General features: G+C 70.9%; 17 protein-coding genes. 11 read left to right on the top strand and 6 right to left on the bottom strand.

Going from position 1 to position 19,470, the window contains the following annotated elements; genetic code table 11:
* The first annotated feature begins 90 nt into the window (after window positions 1-90).
* From ACFTZC_RS31025 to ACFTZC_RS30990, 8 genes are all read left to right on the top strand, one after another.
* On the top strand, window positions 91-882 hold the full coding sequence (locus tag ACFTZC_RS31025) for a YcnI family protein (RefSeq protein WP_382895374.1): 792 nt from the start codon (window positions 91-93) through the stop codon (window positions 880-882).
* An 83-nt stretch (window positions 883-965) separates the two neighbouring features.
* Window positions 966-1,625 (top strand): SCO family protein, encoded by a 660-nt coding sequence (locus tag ACFTZC_RS31020; RefSeq protein ID WP_382895301.1) that lies wholly within the window; start codon window positions 966-968, stop codon window positions 1,623-1,625.
* Window positions 1,622-2,074, top strand: a complete 453-nt coding sequence (locus ACFTZC_RS31015) for a copper chaperone PCu(A)C (RefSeq protein WP_382895299.1) — start codon at window positions 1,622-1,624, stop codon at window positions 2,072-2,074. The genes ACFTZC_RS31020 and ACFTZC_RS31015 overlap by 4 nt, the downstream gene beginning before the upstream one ends.
* A 40-nt stretch (window positions 2,075-2,114) precedes the next feature.
* Window positions 2,115-4,130 carry a copper resistance CopC/CopD family protein gene (locus ACFTZC_RS31010; RefSeq protein ID WP_382895297.1) on the top strand — a complete coding sequence of 672 codons (2,016 nt, stop codon included), beginning with the start codon at window positions 2,115-2,117 and terminating at the stop codon, window positions 4,128-4,130.
* 6 nt (window positions 4,131-4,136) lie between these two features.
* Window positions 4,137-5,540, top strand: a complete 1,404-nt coding sequence (gene efeB / locus ACFTZC_RS31005; protein ID WP_382895296.1) for an iron uptake transporter deferrochelatase/peroxidase subunit — start codon at window positions 4,137-4,139, stop codon at window positions 5,538-5,540.
* A gap of 65 nt (window positions 5,541-5,605) precedes the next feature.
* Window positions 5,606-6,541, top strand: coding sequence for a prephenate dehydratase (gene pheA / locus ACFTZC_RS31000; RefSeq protein ID WP_382895294.1), 936 nt, complete (start codon window positions 5,606-5,608; stop codon window positions 6,539-6,541).
* Between the two features lie 699 nt (window positions 6,542-7,240).
* On the top strand, window positions 7,241-8,518 hold the full coding sequence (gene serS, locus ACFTZC_RS30995; RefSeq protein ID WP_382895292.1) for a serine--tRNA ligase: 1,278 nt from the start codon (window positions 7,241-7,243) through the stop codon (window positions 8,516-8,518).
* Window positions 8,519-8,631: 113 nt separating this feature from the next.
* A complete protein-coding gene (locus tag ACFTZC_RS30990) occupies window positions 8,632-9,417 on the top strand; it encodes an HAD family hydrolase (protein ID WP_382895372.1) in 786 nt (261 codons plus the stop codon).
* 418 nt (window positions 9,418-9,835) lie between these two features.
* On the opposite strand, the gene ACFTZC_RS30985 is transcribed toward ACFTZC_RS30990, so the two are convergent.
* The 5 genes from ACFTZC_RS30985 to ACFTZC_RS30965 form a co-directional block, all read right to left on the bottom strand.
* Window positions 9,836-10,528, bottom strand: coding sequence for a hypothetical protein (locus ACFTZC_RS30985; RefSeq protein WP_382895291.1), 693 nt, complete (start codon window positions 10,526-10,528; stop codon window positions 9,836-9,838).
* Between the two features lie 235 nt (window positions 10,529-10,763).
* Window positions 10,764-11,483, bottom strand: a complete 720-nt coding sequence (locus tag ACFTZC_RS30980; RefSeq protein WP_382895289.1) for an ABC transporter permease — start codon at window positions 11,481-11,483, stop codon at window positions 10,764-10,766.
* Window positions 11,484-11,508: 25 nt separating this feature from the next.
* Window positions 11,509-12,420, bottom strand: a complete 912-nt coding sequence (locus tag ACFTZC_RS30975; RefSeq protein WP_382895287.1) for an ABC transporter ATP-binding protein — start codon at window positions 12,418-12,420, stop codon at window positions 11,509-11,511.
* Entirely contained in the window at window positions 12,417-13,340 is a 924-nt protein-coding gene (locus ACFTZC_RS30970; RefSeq protein WP_382895285.1) for an ABC transporter permease subunit, read from the bottom strand. The genes ACFTZC_RS30975 and ACFTZC_RS30970 overlap by 4 nt, the downstream gene beginning before the upstream one ends.
* On the bottom strand, window positions 13,330-14,358 hold the full coding sequence (locus tag ACFTZC_RS30965) for an ABC transporter ATP-binding protein (RefSeq protein WP_382895370.1): 1,029 nt from the start codon (window positions 14,356-14,358) through the stop codon (window positions 13,330-13,332). Before ACFTZC_RS30965 ends, ACFTZC_RS30970 begins: the two co-directional genes overlap by 11 nt.
* A gap of 361 nt (window positions 14,359-14,719) precedes the next feature.
* Here ACFTZC_RS30965 and ACFTZC_RS30960 point away from each other — a divergent pair, with 361 nt between their 5' ends.
* Both ACFTZC_RS30960 and ACFTZC_RS30955 read left to right on the top strand, forming a co-directional pair.
* Window positions 14,720-16,552 (top strand): SDR family oxidoreductase, encoded by a 1,833-nt coding sequence (locus tag ACFTZC_RS30960; RefSeq protein WP_382895283.1) that lies wholly within the window; start codon window positions 14,720-14,722, stop codon window positions 16,550-16,552.
* A gap of 230 nt (window positions 16,553-16,782) precedes the next feature.
* Complete coding sequence (locus tag ACFTZC_RS30955) at window positions 16,783-17,412, top strand: RNA 2'-phosphotransferase (RefSeq protein ID WP_382895281.1); 630 nt, start codon at window positions 16,783-16,785, stop codon at window positions 17,410-17,412.
* Window positions 17,413-17,429: 17 nt separating this feature from the next.
* Here ACFTZC_RS30955 and ACFTZC_RS30950 read toward each other — a convergent pair whose 3' ends face one another.
* On the bottom strand, window positions 17,430-18,329 hold the full coding sequence (locus tag ACFTZC_RS30950) for an LLM class flavin-dependent oxidoreductase (RefSeq protein ID WP_382895279.1): 900 nt from the start codon (window positions 18,327-18,329) through the stop codon (window positions 17,430-17,432).
* A gap of 259 nt (window positions 18,330-18,588) precedes the next feature.
* Here ACFTZC_RS30950 and ACFTZC_RS30945 point away from each other — a divergent pair, with 259 nt between their 5' ends.
* Complete coding sequence (locus tag ACFTZC_RS30945; RefSeq protein ID WP_382895278.1) at window positions 18,589-19,458, top strand: Cof-type HAD-IIB family hydrolase; 870 nt, start codon at window positions 18,589-18,591, stop codon at window positions 19,456-19,458.
* The last annotated feature ends 12 nt before the right edge of the window (window positions 19,459-19,470 follow it).

The following is a 19,470-nucleotide window of genomic DNA, read 5'->3' as shown; positions in this document are numbered from 1 at the left end:
CCGGTACGCCCACCGACTGATCACCGCTTCCCTCATCCTGTGGAGTGTTCCGTGTTCCCAGCCTTCTCCTCCTTCTCGCTGCCGTCCTCGCTGCCGTCCTCGCTCCCGTTCGGCTCCCCCGCCGTCGCGCGTCTCTCCGTCGTCGGCGGCGTCGCCGCCTCCGCCCTGTTCCTGCTGGCCGGGCCGGCCTCCGCGCACGTCGGCGTGGAGCCGCAGGGCGAGGCCGCCAAGGGCGGTTACGCCGTCATCAACTTCAAGGTGCCCAACGAGCGGGACGACGCCTCCACCACCAAGCTCGAAGTGAACCTCCCGGCCGACCACCCGTTGGCCTCCGTGATGCCGCAGCCCGTGCCCGGCTGGAAGGCCGTCGTCACCAAGGAGAAGCTCGCCGAGCCGCTGGAGATGCACGGCAACACCATCGCCGAGGCCGCCACCAAGGTCACCTGGACCTCGACGGGCGGCAAGATCGGTCCCGGTGAGTTCCAGCAGTTCCCCCTCTCCGTCGGGAAGCTCCCCGAGGACACCGACCGGCTGGTCTTCAAGGCCCTCCAGACGTACGACAACAAGGAAGTCGTCCGGTGGATCGAGGAGCCCAAGGACGGCGCGGAGGAGCCCGAGAGCCCCGCGCCCGTGCTGAAGCTCGGCGCGGCCACCGGCGACGAGCACGGCGGCGCCGGCCACGACACGGGTGCGGGCTCCGACGCCGACAAGGCCACGGCCAAGACCGCCGCCCAGCAGAACGGCACCACGGAGACGGCCTCCGCGGGCAGCGACGGCAGCAGCGACACGACCGCCCGCGTCCTGGGCATCGCCGGCATCGTCGTCGGCGTCGCCGGGGTGGCCTTCGGCGTCCTGGCCGGCCGGCGCCGTACCACCACCTGACACCCGTTGACCGGGCGGGCGGGGCCGGGACTCCCCCGGCCCTGCCCGCCCGGTCACCCCTCCCACCACCAGGAAACAGCCCTATGCGCAGCAAGAAGACCCTCACCACCGCGGCGGCCCTCGCGGCCGTCGCCGCACTCACCCTCAGCGCCTGCGGCAGCGGCGACGACTCCGCGAAGCCGGTCGCCGATGTCTCCACCCAGGCCAGGACGGAGGCCGCGACCGTACTCGACCAGCCCTTCAAGAAGCCGAACCTCGTCCTCAAGGACACCGACGGCAAGGACTACGACCTCCGTGAGGCGACCAAGGGCAAGCCGACGCTGATCTACTTCGGCTACACCAACTGCCCGGACGTCTGTCCGCTGACGATGAGCAACATCGCCATCGCCAGGAAGTCGCTGAGCAAGGCCGAGCAGGAGCAGCTCCAGGTCGTCTTCGTCACCACCGACCCGGAGCGGGACACCTCCGCCGAGCTCGCCAAGTGGCTGCCCAGCGCGGGCGACCCGTCGTTCGTCGGGCTGACCGGCGACTTCCCGACCATCCAGGCGGGCGCGCGCCAGCTCGGCATCGGCATCGACGCCCCCAAGAAGGAGAAGGACGGCACCACCGTCTCCATGCACGGCACCCAGGTCATCGCGTTCTCGCCGAAGACCGACGCCGGGTACGTGCTGTACGGCGAGGACGCCACCTCGGACGACTACGCCAAGGATCTCCCGAAGATCATCAAGGGCGAGAACCCGTGAACCGGCGCACCACTTCCCTCGTACTCACCGTCGGGCTCACCACCGCACTGACGCTGACCGGCTGCTCGTCCCCGGACACCCCCGAACTCACGGTCGGCGACGGCTACATGCCACGCCCCGTCGGCGACCTCGGCGCGGGCTTCCTCACCGTCACCAACAGCGGCGGCGCCGACGACAAGCTCACCGCCGTCACCAGCGACATCTCCGACGACGTCACCATCCACACGACCGAGGGCCAGAAGATGCGGCAGGTGAAGTCCTTCGACATCCCCGCCGGCGGAGCACTGGACCTCGAACGCGGCGGCAACCACCTCATGTTCATGAACCTCAAGTCCCGCCCCGAGCCCGGCCAGAAGATCGGCATCGAACTGCACTTCGAGAAGGCCGACCCCATCAAGGCCGAGCTTCCCGTGGAGGAGGCCAACTACAACCCCGCCGCCCGCCGCTGAGGAAGAAGACCCCGCCCCAGAACGAGGGACTGAGAGACCTATGACAGCCACCGCCCCGCGCTTCGGAGCCGTATCCCTGGTGCGGCTGCTTCTCGTCACCACGGTGCTCCTCGGCACCGTCCTCACCGTGCTCTCCGGCACGGCGTCGGCGCACGCAGCACTCACCGGGAGCAACCCCGAGGACGGGGCGGTGGTCGACACCGCTCCTGCGAACGTCACCCTCACCTTCTCCGAGCAGATGGGCATGGGCGCCGACTCGATCCGCGTGCTCGACCCGGACAACAAGCGCGTCGACACCGCGAAGATCAACAACCTGGGTACCGGCTCCACGGTCAAATACAGCGTCGGCCTGAAGCCCGACCTCGCCGACGGCACGTACACCGTCGCCTGGCGGGCCGTCTCCGCCGACAGCCACCCCATCTCCGGCGCCTTCACCTTCTCCGTCGGAGCGCCCTCCGAGACCACCGCCACCGTGCCCGGCCAGCAGGCCGGCGGCGGGCTCGTGGGCGCCCTCTACGACATCACGCGCTATGTCTCGTACACCGGGTTCATCCTGCTCGTCGGCGGTACGGCCTTCATCCTGGCCTGCTGGCAGCGCGGCGCGTCCGTACGGCCCCTGCAACGGCTCATCGTCCACGGCTGGCTCGCCCTGACCGCCGCCACGCTCGTCCTGCTGCTCCTGCGCACCCCGTACACCGGCTCGGGCAGGCTGGCCGACGCCTTCGACCTCGGCGGACTCCAGGACGTCCTGACCACGAAGACCGGCGCGGCGCTCATCTCGCGGCTGCTGCTGCTCGGGGCCGCCGCGCTGTTCATCGCGGTTCTCTTCGGTACGTACGCCAAGCGCTCCGGGGAGAAGGCCGAAGAAGAGTCCGAAGGGGAGGCCGAAGGGGAGGCCGGGGAACCGGGGAAGAACGACCTCACCTTCGGGCTCGCGACGGGCGGCACCGTCGTCGCCGCCGGGATCGCCGCCACCTGGGCCCTCTCCGAACATGCCTCGACCGGGATCCAGCCCGGTATCGCCATGCCCGTGGACGTCCTGCACCTGCTGGCGGCGGCCGTCTGGCTCGGCGGGCTGACGGCGCTGCTCATCGCGCTCCACAAGGCGCCCTTCATGGAGCGTGCGGCGATACAGCGCTTCTCCCGTACCGCCTTCGTCTGCGTCGTCGTCCTCGCCGTGACCGGGATCTACCAGTCCTGGCGGCAGGTCGGGTCGTGGTCGGCGCTCGGGGGAACGTCATACGGGCGGCTCCTTCTGATGAAGGTCGGGCTGGTGGCCGTCCTGGTCTCGGCCGCCTGGTTCTCCCGTCGGTGGACGGGGCGGCTCGCGGAACGGATGGAACCGGACGTACAGGCACAGGCGGAGGGAGCCACCGGGACGGGGAACGGGATACGCGCGAAGGCCGAGGCCACGGCGGAACCGGGGACCGGGAGTGAACCCGACACCGCCGCGGCGACCACCGTCGTCGACGACGCCGAGAGAGCTACCCAGCTCGACCGCCAGAAAGCCGCGATGGCGAGCGCACGCCAGAAGCGTCTGCGCGACGCCGACCCCGGGCGGACCGGACTGCGCCGCTCCGTTCTCGCCGAGGCCGGCGTGGCCGTCGCACTCCTCGCCGTCACCACCGTGCTGACCTCGACGGAGCCCGGCCGCACCGCCGAGGAGGAAGCAGGCCGGGCCGGCGCCGCGGCCGCCGCCGAGCCCGAGAAGACGGGCCCCACCATGCTCGCCCTGCCCTTCGACACCGGTGGCAGGAACGGCCAGGGCACCGTCCGGCTCACCCTCGACCCCGCACGCTCCGGCGCCAACGTCATGAACATCTACCTCGACGACGCCGAAGGAAAGGTCATGGACGTGCCCGAGGTGAAGATCGCGTTCACCCTCACGGCCGAGAAGATCGGCCCACTGCCGATCGTGCCCGTACGCGCCGCCGCCGGAAAATGGGTCGCGGACCCCGTCCTGCTCCCCATGCCGGGCGACTGGAAGCTCCAGGTGACCGTGCGGACCTCGGACATCGATCAGACAACCGTCGACAAGAACGTGAAGATCGGCTGACTCACCGTGAGCGACACCCGACAGAACCCCGGCTCATCCACCACCCCGAACGCCCCGAGCTCCTCGGGGGACCCGAACGCCCCTGACGCCCCGCGCACCTCGGAGGCGAGCGACGACAGGAGGGCCGACGGGGAGACCGCCGGCGCCCCCGGCGTCTCCAGACGCCGGCTGCTCGGCACCGCGGGCGCCGCCGGGGCCGCCGGACTGGCGCTCGGCGCCGCGGGCGGAGCCGCCGGCTACGCGACCGCCCGCCGCCCCGAACCGGTCACCGCGCTGACCACCGTCGGCACGGAAGCCGTCCCCTTCCACGGCGCGCACCAGTCCGGTATCACCACCCCGGCGCACGCCCGCGGCCATCTGATCGCCTTCGACCTCGCCCCCGGCTCCGGCCGGAAGGAAGCCGCCGCGCTGCTCCGCCGCTGGTCGGCCTCGGCGCGCGCCCTGATGGCCGGCGAACCCTCGGGCGGCCGGGGCGGCACCCCGGCGAGCGGCGGTCAGGACACCGGGATCGCCCTGGACGCCGGCCCGTCCTCACTCACCGTGACCTTCGGTTTCGGCCACAGCTTCTTCGGCCGTACGGGGCTCACCGGCCGCCGCCCGGCCGCACTGGACCCGCTGCCCGCGTTCTCCTCCGACCAGCTCGACGCCGCGCGCAGCAACGGCGACCTGTGGGTCCAGATCGGTTCCGACGACGCGCTGGTCGCCTTCCACGCCCTGCGCGCGCTCCAGAAGGACGCCGGCTCGGCGGCCCGGGTGCGCTGGCAGATGAACGGGTTCAACCGCACCCCCGGCGCGACCGAGCAGCCCATGACCGCCCGCAATCTGATGGGCCAGGTCGACGGCACACGTAACCCGAAGCCGTCCGATCCGGACTTCGATCAGCGGATCTTCGTACCGGAAAAGGTGCCGGCCGGCACCCCGGAGTGGATGGCGGGCGGCTCCTACGCCGTCGTGCGCCGCATCCGCATGCTCCTCGACGACTGGGAAGAGCTGGCGGTCGCCGAGCAGGAGAAGGTCATCGGGCGCCGCAAGTCCGACGGAGCCCCCCTGACCGGCGGTACGGAAACCACCGAACCGGATCTCGACCGGCGCGGGCCCGACGGCGATCTGATGATCCCGAGCAACGCGCACGCCCGGATCTCCCGGCCGGACGCGAACGGCGGGGCCGCCATGCTGCGCCGTCCCTTCTCCTTCCACGACGGCATCGGCGCCGACGGGACACCGGACGCCGGGCTGCTCTTCGTCTGCTGGCAGGCCGATCCGCTCAAGGGGTTCGTCCCCGTGCACCGCAAGCTCGACCGCGGTGACGCGCTCTCGGCGTTCATCCGCCACGAGGCGAGCGGACTCTTCGCCGTACCCGGGGGCGCGCGCCAGGGGGAGTACGTGGGCCAACGGCTGCTGGAGTCCTGAGCCCGCCGGCCCCACACCTCCAGAGACGGGAGCCATCGGCGTGGCCGGGCCATTAGGGTGACCGTATGTCGGCCACGCGCTATACGTATCTCGGCCCCGAGGGCACCTTCACGGAAGCCGCCCTCCGTACCCTCCCCGAAGCCGCCACCCGGGAGCTGGTCCCGATGGTGTCGGTCCCGGCGGCCCTCGACGCCGTACGGAACGGGGAGGCCGCGGCGGCCCTCGTACCGATCGAGAACTCGGTGGAGGGCGGGGTCACCGCGACCCTCGACGAGCTGGCCGGCGGCGAGCCCCTGATGATCTACCGCGAGGTGCTGCTGCCGATCAGCTTCGCCCTGCTCGTGCGGCCGGGGACGAAGCTCTCCGACGTGAAGACGGTGACCGGGCACCCGGTGTCCCAGCCGCAGGTGCGCAACTGGCTCCGGGCCCAGCTCCCGCACGCACTGTGGGAGTCGGCGGCGTCGAACGCGGACGGCGCGCGGCTGGTGCAGGAGGGGCGGTTCGACGCGGCCTTCGCGGGCGAGTTCGCGGCGGCGACGTACGGCCTGGAACCCCTGGTCAGCGAGATTCACGACGCGCAGAACGCGGAGACGCGCTTCGTCCTGGTGGGCCGGCCCGCGCGTCCGGCGGCGCCGACGGGCGCGGACAAGACCTCGGTGGTCATCTGGCTGGGCGAGGACCACCCGGGCGCGCTGCTCGAACTCCTCCAGGAGTTCGCGGTGCGCGGCGTCAACCTGATGCTGATCCAGTCGCGGCCGACCGGCGCGGGGATCGGCAACTACTGCTTCGCGGTGGACGCCGAGGGACACATCTCGGACCGCCGGGTGGGGGAGGCACTGATGGGGCTGAAGCGGATCTGCCCCAAGGTGCGATTCCTCGGTTCGTATCCGCGGGCCGGGGTGTCGGCGGCGGACGTGGGGACGCCGCGTCACGGGACCTCGGACGCCGAGTTCATCGACGCGGCGGACTGGCTGGCGCGCAGCCAGGACGGCCGGGGCTGACGCCGGGGGCGCCGACGCCGGGTGCACCGGGTCCTGTGGACTTCTTCCGGGCTCCTTCTGGGCTCCTTCCGGGCTCCTTCTGGGCTCTTGTGGGCTCTTGTGGGCTGAGCTGACCGCGAGGTCTTCCGTGGGCCTGGCAGGGGCCTGTGGACAAACACCCGAGTTATCCACAGGATCGACTCTCGACCTGGGGACAAGTCGACAACCCTGCCCGGCGCAGTCGACAAATCTCCGCACTCGTCCCGGTTTCGTCCACAGGACCGCCGACGGCCCTGTGTCACCCCCATTCCCGTGATCAACTCGTTAGAGCGAGCAATTCCCACCCGAATGAGTGTGTGAAGCGGGTTTGAGAGGCGCTTTTCCCGCCCCCGTCCAGCTTTCGGAGAGAGGCATTCCCGGATCCACAGATCTCCCGCACACCCTGTGGATAACTTTGGGGATGGCCGTTTTTCTGTGGACAACAGGCAGCTCGGCACCCACTGTCACCCGCCCCAAGTCCCGCCCCACACAAGGGAAGTAGGTCAAGGCAACTACGACGGAATGCCTCGTTCCGGGGAATTCACTCCCCTTTATTGACGAACGGCAGGCAACCGGCGAGGGATTTACCGACAGTTTTAGCAAATGCGGCAATTCGGGCAGCAGGAGTGCCCACCGGCAAACGAGTGGGGTGTTGTCATCGCGCACCGGTAGCCTGGTGGGGTGATTGACCTTCGCCTGCTTCGTGAGGACCCCGACCGTGTGCGCGCGTCCCAGCGCGCCCGTGGAGAGGACGTCGCCCTTGTCGACGCCCTGCTCTCCGCCGACGAGCGGCGCAGGTCGTCCGGCGTGCGCTTCGACGAGCTGCGCTCCGAGCAGAAGTCGCTCGGCAAGCTGATCCCCAAGGCGTCCGCCGAGGAGCGTGCCGACCTGCTGAAGAAGGCGGAGCAGCTCAAGGCCGACGTCAAGGCCGCCGACGCGGCGCAGCACGAGGCGGACGAGGAGGCCAGGCGGCTCCTCCTCCAGCTCGGCAATGTCGTCCACCCGGACGTCCCGGTGGGCGGCGAGGAGGACTTCGTCGTCCTGGAGACGCACGGGACGATCCGTGACTTCGGAGCGGAGGGCTTCGAGGCCAAGGACCACCTGGAGCTGGGCGAGGCGCTCGGCGCCATCGACGTCGAGCGCGGCGCCAAGGTGTCCGGATCGCGCTTCTACTACCTGACCGGGGTCGGCGCGCTGCTGGAGCTGGCGCTGGTCAACGCGGCGATCGCGCAGGCCACCGAGGCCGGCTTCGTCCCGATGCTCACCCCTGCGCTGGTCCGCCCGCGCGCCATGGAGGGCACGGGCTTCCTCGGCCAGGCGTCGGAGAACGTGTACCACCTGGAGAAGGACGACTACTACCTGGTCGGTACGTCGGAGGTCCCCCTCGCCGCGTACCACATGGACGAGATCATCGACGCCGACAAGCTGCCCCTGCGGTACGCGGGCTTCTCGCCGTGCTTCCGCCGTGAGGCCGGCACGTACGGCAAGGACACCCGGGGCATCTTCCGGGTCCACCAGTTCGACAAGGTCGAGATGTTCTCGTACGTCGACCCGGCGGAGGCCCAGTCCGAGCACCAGCGGCTCCTGGAGTGGGAGAAGCAGTGGCTGACCGGCCTTGAGCTGCCCTTCCAGGTGATCGATGTGGCGACGGGCGACCTGGGCGCCTCGGCCTCGCGCAAGTTCGACTGCGAGGCGTGGATCCCGACCCAGGGCAAGTACCGCGAGCTGACCTCGGCCTCCAACTGTGACGGCTTCCAGGCCCGCAGGCTCTCGGTCCGGATGCGCGACGGCAAGCAGGTCAAGCCGCTCGCGACGCTGAACGGCACGCTGTGCGCCGTGCCGCGCACGATCGTGGCGATCCTGGAGAACCACCAGCAGGCCGACGGTTCGGTGCGGGTGCCCGAGGTGCTCCGGCCGTATCTGGGCGGCCGCGAGGTGCTGGAGCCGATCGCCAAGTGACCGCCGAGCCCGCCCCCGTCCCCGTCCCCGCCCCGTCCACACCCCCGCTCCCGGCCCCGTCTCCGTCGGCCTCGTCGGCCTCGTCGGCCTCGGCCGTCCCGTTCCCGTACAAGCTGGTCGCGACCGATCTCGACGGCACGCTGCTGCGGGAGGACGGCACGGTCTCGGTCCGTACGCGCGAGGCGCTCGCCGCGGTCACCGCGGCGGGTGCGGCGCACATCGTCGTCACCGGACGGTCCGTGCCCTGGACGCGCCACGTCCTGGAGGATCTGGGGTACGAGGGCATCGCGGTGTGCGGACAGGGGGCACAGGTCTACCACGCGGGCGAGCACCGGCTGCTGACCTCGCTGACGCTGGACCGGCAGCTCGCCGGGCTGGCGCTCGCCAAGATCGAGGGCGAGACCGGTCCGCTCGCGCTGGCCGCGAGCCGGGACGGGCTCGACGGCGAGGTGCTGGTCTCCCCCGACTACCGGCTGCAGGAGGGCCCGCTGCGGGCGACGGTCGTCGAGGATCCGGCGGAGCTGTGGACGGCGCCGCTGAACAAGGTCTACATCCAGCATCCGGAGCTGGACGACGACGCGCTGACCCAGGTCGCGCGGGCGACGGCCGGCAGCCTGGTCGACGTGGTGATGGCGGGCGAGGGGATAGTGGAGATCCTCCCCCTGGGCCTGACCAAGGCCACCGGCCTCTCACTGGCGGCGCGCCGGCTCGGCGTGAAGGCGTCGGACACGATCGCCTTCGGCGACATGCCCAACGACATCCCGATGTTCGGCTGGGCACGGCACGGCGTGGCCATGGCGAACGCACACCCGGAGCTGAAGGCCGTGGCCGACGAGATCACGGAGTCCAACGGGGACGACGGCATCGCGGTCGTGCTGGAGAAGCTGCTGCTCGGCTGAGCCGCGCGGCGAGCTGACACACGGACGTACGGAACCCGGGGGACCCGGGGAGTTACGGGCTGGGGAGTACGGGAGGGGCGGCCCGCGCGGATGCGCGCTCGAAGCGGCCGCCCCCGGGCGGCACTCGCGCGGCTGCGCGGAGTGGTGATGGCTCCTCCGGTGCCTGCGCGGTGCTGCCCTGTTCGGAACTCGACGGACCTGACGGACTCGACGGACTCGTCAGCCGGTCATCGCCGTGCTCCGCTCCCGGTCTGTGGTGCGCCCCGGCGCGTCGACCGCCGTGACACCACTCACTGTGCCCCGGCGCACCGGGGCCCGCCACTGATTATCCGTACGGGCCCGGGCCCGCCCGCCGCGTAACGACGGGACGGACACGGGCCGGCCGGCCCATCCGACGGACCGGCCGGCCGGGAGCGGATCAGTTGCGCCTGCGGCCGCGCCGCAACTCCCCCACCTGCTGGGCGACGCGGTCCACCTTGGCGTCCACCCGGTCGATACGGTCGGACATCTCGCACAGCCGGTTGCTGATCGCGGCGACCACCTGGTTGGTGGCGTCGAGCCTCCGGTCGAGGCTGTCGAGCCGGTACGACATCCGGTTCAGCACCGGCCCCAGCTCCTGAAGTGCCACCCCGACACCGCCGAGGCAGGACTCGACGTTCGTCACCCGCCGGTCGAGCGCCGCGTACCCCTCGCGCCACCCCTCCTCGGCGTCGAGGAGGTACGTACGAACGCACCGCGCGATATCGCTGTCGCGGAGGAGCATCGCGATGTTGAGTACGGCGCGGCGGGTGTGGAGGGTGAGGCTGGAACGCCTCTGTGGATAACTTCCGTCGCCCCCGGATGAGAGTGACATGTTGTCACTCTGATATTCGCGCAGGTCAGAGCCGCGCAGCACATGCAGTCCGTTCTCCGACAGCTCCGCGCGATGCCGCGCGGTCAACTGCCTGATGACGTCTGTGGATACTTCGAAGTAGCGGGCGACGCCCTCGGTCGTGACATGTACGCCGTCCGGCAGCAGCCGCAGAGCCTTGACCTTGTCGAGCGCCTCGACCCGCGCCATGACGCTGTCACGCATCGAGCGCGATTCGAGCAGAGCACCTTCGGGTGGCATGAGCATGCCTTCCATTCGTGAACCGTTGATGGCCGGCCCTCTCCCCGGGCTTCAGGGGCGGAGGTCGGCTCACGGTGGCTACTCACCCAATGACCGGTGCGGCTCTCCCGAACCGCCCCCGGCAATCCCCAGATTCACGAACGCTCGACGCTACGAACTCCAATTGCCTCCACGCACACGGAACAACGAGCCGATAAACGTACAGTTACGCGGTCACACGGCTCCCGAGCGGCCCTCACTCCTCGCCCGCGAGCGTCAGCGTCCGGAGCTTCTGGCCCGCGTACCAGGTCGCCGCCACCGAGACGCCCACCAGCAGGCTCACCGCCAGGGGCAGTCCGACGTCCGAGGTGATCGTGGAGCCCTCGCCGATCCGCTGGGCGAGTGCCAGCGCCCACTGCTGGACGCTGAGGGTCCGCGCGCCGGAGACCAGGCTGCCGAAGAGGGCCTCCCAGACGAGCGCGTAGACCAGGCCGATGACCACCGCGTGCCGGCTGACCGTACCGAGCAGCAGGAAGAGCGCGCTGTACGCGATCGACGCGACGAGCGCCGCCACCGTGTAGGCGATCGCGATCTGCTGCCCGTTGCCGTTGAGGATCCATCCGGCGATGAAGGTGGGGATCGCGGAGAAGCCCATGGTGACGGCGATCGCCACGATCAGCTTGGTGAAGATGATCGCCGACCGCTTCACCGGCTTGGAGAGCAGATAGACGATCGAACCGTCGTCGATCTCGGGACCGATCGCGCCCGTACCGGCGATCACACCGATCAGCGGGACCATCGTGGCGAGGGCGAAGCCGCCCAGCACCTCCGAGGCGACGTGGTCGTCGACGCCGTTGATCATCCGGACGGCGACGGCCATCACGATCAGCAGCGCGGGCAGTACGAAGAGGATCGCGGCCCGGCGCCTGCCGAGCAGGGCCCGGTAGGTGAGCCGGGCGACTGTGGGGTTGTACATGACGTCACAGCTCCTTTCAGGCCGCTCAGGCCGCTACGAGGTAGGAGAAGACCGACTCAAGGGATTCGTCCGACGGGGAGACCGTGAGCAGCCGGATGGAGTGCTCCCGGGCGACCTTCGGCAGCAGCTCGGTGAAGCGGCCGAAGTCGACGGCCTGGATACGCAGGGCGCCCTCGGCGAGGTCGACCTCGATGCCGGCCGTCGACGGGTCGGCGATCAGCGCGGCGGCGAGCGCGCGGTCGTCGCTGGACCGTACGAGATAGCGGTGCGGCCGGTCGGTCATCAGCCTGCGGATCTTGCGGAAGTCACCGGAGGCGGCGTGCCGGCCCGCCACGATCACCTCGATGTGCGAGGCGAGCTGCTCGACCTCCTCCAGGATGTGCGAGGAGAACAGGACCGTACGGCCCGTGGCGCCCATGCGCCGCAGCAGTTCCATGAGCTGCATGCGCTGGCGCGGGTCCATGCCGTTGAACGGCTCGTCGAGCAGCAGCACCGACGGGTCGTGGACCAGCGCGGACGCCATCTTGACCCGCTGGCGCATGCCCTTGCTGTACGTCCCGATCCTGCGGTCCTGCGCGTACTCCATCTCGACCGTGGCGAGGGCGGCGCGGGCCGCCTTGAGGCCCAGCCCGTGCAGTTCGGCGTTGGCGACGACGAATTCGAGGCCGGTGAGGAAGTCGTACATCCCCTCCCGCTCCGGCACGATGCCGATCTGCCGGTAGACGGACTCGTTGCGCCAGATCGGCGCTCCGTCGAGGGTGACGGCGCCCGTCGAAGGGGCGAGGAAGCCGGCCATCATGTTGATGAGGGTGGACTTGCCGGCGCCGTTGGGGCCGAGCAGACCGGTCACGCCGGGGCCGATCGTCATGGTCACGTCGTTGACGGCGACCACGTTCCCGAACCAGCGCGAGGTGTGCTCGATGTTGATGGTGGTCACAGCCCGACCTTCCGGTAACGGCTCATGAGGACGGCGTACGAGCCGGAGATGAGCGCGATGACGACCAGCAGATAGAGCACCCCGGCCCCGGCCGAGGGACCCGCACCCCCGGGGAAGGACGACGAGGCGCCCAGGAACGCGGTCTGCAGTCCGTCGATCAGTGTGATGGGGGAGAAGAGGCCGAGCCACTTGATGGCGCCGGCCTGGTCCGTGGCCGTGGCGATCCCTTGGAGGACGGAGACGGCGCCGTAGGAGATGGTCATTATTGCGATCACACCCGCGACCCCGAACCCGCGGCGCGGCGTGAGCGCGGCCACCACGAGGCCGAGTCCGCCGAAGAGGAGGGAGAGCACCGTCACCGACACCACTCCCTGGCCGAATCCCTTGGTCTGCTCGACGAAGTCCATGCCGGCGAGCAGAGAGCCGATGTAGAGGATGAGCAGCGGCACGCCGGTCAGTACGAGGAGGGCGGAGGCCATCGCGCCGAACTTCGCGAGGACGTAGTCGCCGCGCTCGATGGGGCGCGAGAAGTAGAGCGGGATGGACTTGAAGCGCAGATCGCGGGAGACGGACTGGGGCGCCTGCGCCGCGAGGTAGAGGCCGATGACCGCCTGGGTGAAGATCGCGTAGCGCGTGTAGTCCATCGGCAGGCTCTTGAGGTCCGTCGCGACGGCGACCGCCACGATGATCGCCGCGGGCAGGCACATCACCGCGAAGAGGATCATCGGCAGGACCTTGGACTTGGCCGAGCGGCCGAGTCCGTACGCGCCGCGCAGGGACTGCCAGTAGAGGGAGCGGCGGGCGTAGGCACGGCCGAGCCGGGCTCCTTCGTACGAGCGGTATCCGATGTTGTGGATCCGGCTGGCCCCGGTGTCGGCGGCGCCGTGGGTACCGGAACGGGCGTCGGTCTCAGCGCTCATCGCGGGCACCTCCCTTCTGCTGCTGCACTGCGTACGCCGCCTGACCGGCGCCCTGGTCCTGGTCCTGGTCCGCACGGTCCGTCTCGGCGGCCTGGTCCGCCTCGGCGGCCGACCGCGGCCGGAAGACCTCGGCGATGTGGTGGCGGCGCTGTTCCATCCGTACGAGCCCGAGGCCGAGCCCGGCGACCGTGTCGCGGACGATGTCGTACGTCTCCTCGCCCGTGGCCTCGATCAGCAGGATGTGGCCCGCGCCCGGCAGCCCGTCCTCCGTGCCCGCCTGGAGCGTGACCCCGGCGGCGGCGAGGGAGTCGCGCAGCGCCCGCGTTCCGTCGGGGTGCGTGTCCGTGTCGGTGACCTCGACCGCGAGGGTCGTGGTGATCTGGGTGAAGTCGCTGGTCGAGCTGGAGCGCAGCAGCCGCCCGCCGTCGATGACGACGACATGGTCACAGGTGCGTTCGAGTTCGCCCAGGAGGTGCGAGGTGACCAGCACGGAGATGCCGAAGTCGGTGTGGACACGGCGGATCAGGCCCAGCATCTCGTCGCGGCCGACCGGGTCGAGACCGTTGGTCGGCTCGTCGAGGAGGACCAGCTGCGGGTCGTGGACCAGCGCCTGGGCGAGCTTGACGCGCTGCTTCATGCCGGTGGAGTAGCCCCCGATGGGGCGGTAGCGCTCTTCGTAGAGGCCGACGTGGCGCAGGGTGTCGGCGGTCCGCTCGCGGGCCGCGGTCGGCGGCAGCCCGGACATGCGCGCCATGTGGACGACGAACTCGGTGGCCGAGACGTCCGGCGGCAGGCAGTCGTGCTCGGGCATGTATCCGACCCGCTCGCGGATGGCGCTGCCGCTGGTGGCGACGTCGAGCCCGAGCACGGCGGCCCGGCCCTCCGTCGCACGGGACAGGCCGAGCAAGATCTTGATCATGGTGGATTTGCCGGCTCCGTTGGCGCCCACCAGGCCGGTCACACCGGGCCCGATGTCCAGGGACAGCCGGTCGAGTGCGGTCACCCGGGGGTACCGCATGCTCAGGCTTTCGGTCGCGATCACAGTCGTCACATTCCGAAGGTAGTGGCGCGGGCCACAACGAGCGTCAGACTTGGCGCCTGTATCCGTGTCCGCCTCCAGTCGTACGGACCCGTAGGGGGGCATGCCCCTAGGAGGAGGGACAGGAGGCGAGGTGCGGGAGAGGGCGTCGTTGTCCACAGGGACGACGGGTCACTTGACGCGGCCGTCGGCCATTGCGACATTCGTCGGTGTCACGTTACGAACACGGAGCGCACACGGAGCGTGGCGGGCGGCGCGGTGCCGATCCACGGACGGACCGCCGGGTCGCGGGGATTCGGGGAGTCCGGCGCCTGGGGTATGCGGGCACGAAGGAGGCCGTATGAAGGACGAGGACCGCGCAGGTGACGAGGACCGTGCGGGTGAGAGCTACCGCGCGGGTGACGGGTACCGCGCAGGTGACGGGTACCGCGAGCGCCGGGTGCGGTCCGGCGGGGTCGAGCTGTGCGTCGCCGAACGGGGCGACCCGGCGCGCCCCGTGGTGGTGCTCGTGCACGGCTACCCGGACACCAAGGAGGTCTGGTCGGAGGTGGCCGAGCGCCTCGCGGAGCGGTTCCATGTGGTGCTGTACGACGTACGGGGGCACGGCCGGTCGACGGCGCCGGTCCCGCTGCGCGGGGGCTTCACCCTGGAGAAGCTGACGGACGACTTCCTGGCGGTCGCCGACGCGGTGAGCCCGCACCGGCCGGTCCATCTCGTGGGCCACGACTGGGGTTCCGTACAGTCCTGGGAGTTCGTCACCGTGGCCAGGACCGCGGGCCGTATCGCCTCGTTCACCTCCCTGTCGGGCCCGTCCCTGGATCATCTCGGGCACTGGATCAGGGAGCGGGCCGAGCACCCCTCCCCCCGCCGGGTCGGTGAGCTCCTCGGCCAGAGCGCCAGGTCCTGGTACATCTACGCGCTGCACACCCCCGTCCTGCCGGAACTGGCCTGGCGCGGGCCGCTCGGCAGACGGTGGCCCGGGGCGGTGCGGCGGATCGAGAAGCTGTCCGGCGAGGGCTATCCGGCCCCCTCGCTGCCGCGGGACGCGGCACACGGGGTCTGGCTCTACCGGGACAACATCCGCCCCCGGCTGCGCCGGCCGCGTACGGACGCCTACGCGTCCGTACCGGTGCAGCTCATCACTCCGGCCGACGACGTCTTCCTCTCCGAGCGGCTCTACGACGATCTGGAACGGTGGGCTCCCCGGCTCGTACGGCGCACGCTGCCCGCCAAGCACTGGGTTCCGCGCACCCGCCCCGACCAACTGGCCTCCTGGATCACCGACTTCGTGCTCGCGCAGGAGGAGGGCGAGCCCCGCTCCGCGGCCGGCACGCCGAGCGGCCCGTACGCGGAGCGCTTCGGCGGACAGCTCGTCCTGGTCACGGGCGCGGCCGGCGGGATCGGCCGGGCGGTGGCCTTCGCGTTCGCCGAGGCGGGCGCCCGGGTCGTGGCGGTCGACCGGGACGGCGACGGCGCGGCCAGGACCGCCGAGCTGGCTGGCCTGATCGGCGCCCCGGACGCCTGGAGCGAGTGCGTCGATGTCGGCGACGGTCCGGCCATGGAGCGGCTCGCGGAGAAGGTCGCGGCGGAGTACGGCACGGTCGACGTCCTGGTGAACAACGCGGGCATCGGAGTGTCGGGCGCCTTCCTCGACACCACCGCCGAGGAGTGGAAGGAGGTCCTGGACACCAACCTGTGGGGCGTCATCCACGGCTGCCGGCTGTTCGGCGGGCAGATGGCGGCGCGCGGGCAGGGCGGTCACATCGTCAACACCGCTTCCGCGGCCGCCTATCAGCCCTCCCGGGTACTGAGCGCGTACGCCACGTCCAAGGCCGCGGTGCTCATGCTCAGCGAGTGCCTGCGTGCCGAACTGGCCGCGAAGTCCATCGGGGTGACCGCGGTCTGCCCCGGCTTCGTCGACACCGGCATCACCTCCACCGCGCACTTCACCGGTGTCTCCGCCGGGGAGGAGGACCGGCTCAGGAAGAAGACCGCCCGGCTGTACGGGATGCGTGGCTACCCGCCCGAGAAGGTCGCCGACGCCGTGCTGCGCGCCGTTGTCCGCAACCAGGCCGTCGTGCCCGTCACCCCGGAGGCCCGCGGCGCGCGGATCCTGGGGCGGATCGCGCCGCGGGCGCGGCGCGCCGTCGCCCGGGTCGAGCCGCGGCTGTGAGCGCCGCGGGACGGTAACGAGGGCGCCGGGCATGGGTTTTGGGTGTCCCCAGCGCAATCAACGGACAGAGAAGCTTTATTGCTCAAACAGGATGAAAAGACCCGCCCGTTGTCCACAGATTCGCCAAATAGCCTGTGGATAAGTCGAATTGACTGTGGATCAAACCTGTGAACCATGACGAGTTGAAAATCCTGTGGCGGCACCTCGGCGCAGGCGGGCACGCTGGCCGGATGCACAACGAACCCGAGAGGGCGGGCCGCACATACCCGACGGACCGCCCGGAGCCGCCCCGCGTACCCGACGAACGACGCACCGTGAAGGTGTCGAAATACCTCTCCAAACACCTGCGCCACCAGCCGCAACGGATCGGGCTCACCCTCGACCCGAACGGCTGGGTGGCGGTCGACGAACTGATCCGCGCGGCCGGCGCCCACGGCTTCCGGTTCAGCCGTGCCGAACTCGACCATGTGGTCGCCGTCAACGACAAACGCCGTTTCACCATCGAGAGCGCGGACGGCGAAGGCCCGGGCGACCGGATTCGGGCCAACCAGGGGCACACCGTCGCCGTCGATCTGGAGCTGGCACCGGCGGAGCCGCCCGCGTACCTCTACCACGGCACCGTCCCGCGCGCCCTGGACGCGATCCGGGCCGAGGGCCTGCGCCCCATGGCCCGGCACCATGTCCATCTCTCGGCGGACCGCGCGACCGCGACCCGCGTCGGGGCCCGGCGGGGCCGGCCCGTCGTGCTGGCGGTGGACGCGGGGGCGATGCACCGTGCCGGACTGATCTTCCACATCAGCGCGAACGGCGTCTGGCTCACCGACTCCGTGCCCCCGCGCTACCTGCGTTTCCCCGGCTGACGCGGCTGGACTCGTGTTCAGGGACGGAGCTGAGCCAGTGCCTCCGTGCCGATCCGCTCGAACACCCGCTGGTCGGCAGCGAAATCCGAGTCCGGGATGGGCGCGTGCACCGCGATCTCCGTGATCCCCAGCTCGAAGTGGCGCCCCGCGAAGTCCACGAACGCGTCCAGCGACTCCATCGGCCCGTTCCGGTCCGGCGTGAAGCCGGTCAGCAGGACCTTCTCCACCTCCGACACCTTCCGTCCGATCTCCGCGCACGCCGCGCCGAGCCGCTCGATCTGCCCGCCGATGGCCGCCCGCGACTCCTCGGGCGTGCCCGCCTCGAACAGCTTCGGGTCCCCCGTCGTCACCCACGCCTGACCGTGCCGGGCGGCGAGCCGCAGCCCGCGCGGCCCGGTCGCCGCCACCGCGAACGGCAGCCGGGGCCGCTGCACACACCCCGGGATGCCCCGGGCCTCGACCGCCGAGTAGAACGTCCCCTCGTACGTCACGGAGTCCTCGGTCAGCAGCCGGTCGAGCAGCGGTACGAACTCGGCGAACCGGTCGGCACGCTCACGCGGCGACCACGGCTCCTGGCCGAGCGCGGTGGCGTCGAACCCCGTGCCGCCCGCACCGATCCCCAGCGTGATCCGGCCGTTCGACACGTCGTCGAGCGTGAGCAGATCCTTGGCGAGCGTCACCGGATGCCGGAAGTTCGGCGAGGTCACGAGCGTGCCGAGGCGGATCCGCTCGGTCGCGGCGGCAGCAGCCGTGAGGGTGGGGACCGCCCCGAACCACGGGCCGTCGCGGAAGGTCCGCCAGGACAAGTGGTCGTAGGTGTAGGCAGTGTGGAAGCCCAGCCGCTCGGCGCGCAGCCACTCGTCGCGGCCACCGTCGTGCCAGCGACGGACGGGAAGAATCACGGTACTCAGACGCATGACGGCGACGATACGGGTCGGTCCGGATCCAGGTCGGCCCGGGCGACACCGTACGGGTCCAGGTCGCCCCAGGCGCCACCGGTACGGGTCCAGGTCGCCCCAGGCGCCAGCGGTACGGGTCCAGGTTGCCCCGGGCGACACCGGCACAGGTACAGGTCGGCCCGGACGACACCGGCCGAGGCGCGGACCTCTGTCCGTGGTCGGCTCAAACGTGCGCCCCTCCGCCCGCCCGTGCGCGGCCGTGCGTGAGAATGGCCCCGTGACCTCGCCCCGTGGATCCGCTCCCGCACCCGACGCCTCCCCGCTTCCCGCCCGGCCCCGGCTCATCGCCACGGATCTGGACGGAACGTTGCTGCACAGCGACAAGTCCGTCTCGGACCGTACGATCGCCGCGCTCGAAGCCGCCGAGGAGGCCGGTATCGAGGTCTTCTTCGTCACCGGCCGGCCCGCCCGCTGGATGGATGTCGTCAGCGCCCATGTCCACGGCCACGGCATGGCGATCTGCGCCAACGGCGCCGCGGTCGTCGATCTGCACTCCGACGGCAAGCTGCTCATGGCCCGCCCGCTGGACCGGGCGACCGCCCTGGGCGTCGTCGGGGCGCTGCGCGACGCCGCCCCCGGGACGACCTTCGCGGTCGAGCAGACCACCGGGATCAACTACGAGCCGGCGTACCCGACCTTCTCCCAGGACCCGGGCGCCACGATCGCCACCGCGGAGAAGCTCCTGCGGGCCGAGGAGACCGACGACGGCTCCGCCCCCGTACTGAAGCTGCTCGCCCACCACCCCGAGCTGACCCCGGACGGCTTCCTCGCCCTGGCCCGTACGGTCGCGGGGGACCACGCCACCCTCACCCGCTCCAGCCCGACCGCGCTCCTGGAGATCAGCGGCCTGGGCGTGAGCAAGGCGAGCACGCTCGCCCTCTGCTGCGCCGAGCGCTCCATCTCCTCCGACGAGGTCGTCGCCTTCGGGGACATGCCCAACGACCTGGAGATGCTGACCTGGGCGGGCACGTCGTACGCGATGGGCAACGCCCACCCGGACGTGCTGGCCGCCGCGTCCGGCCGTACGGTCACCAACGACGAGGACGGCGTCGCGGTCGTCATCGAGCAGATCCTCGCGCGGCTCTGAGACGGACGGGCG

It is taken from the genome of Streptomyces sp. NPDC056987 (assembly GCF_042673865.1).
Taxonomy (GTDB): domain Bacteria; phylum Actinomycetota; class Actinomycetes; order Streptomycetales; family Streptomycetaceae; genus Streptomyces.
The sequence above is the reverse complement of the archived record's forward strand: the minus strand, read 5'-3'. Positions and strand labels throughout refer to the sequence as shown.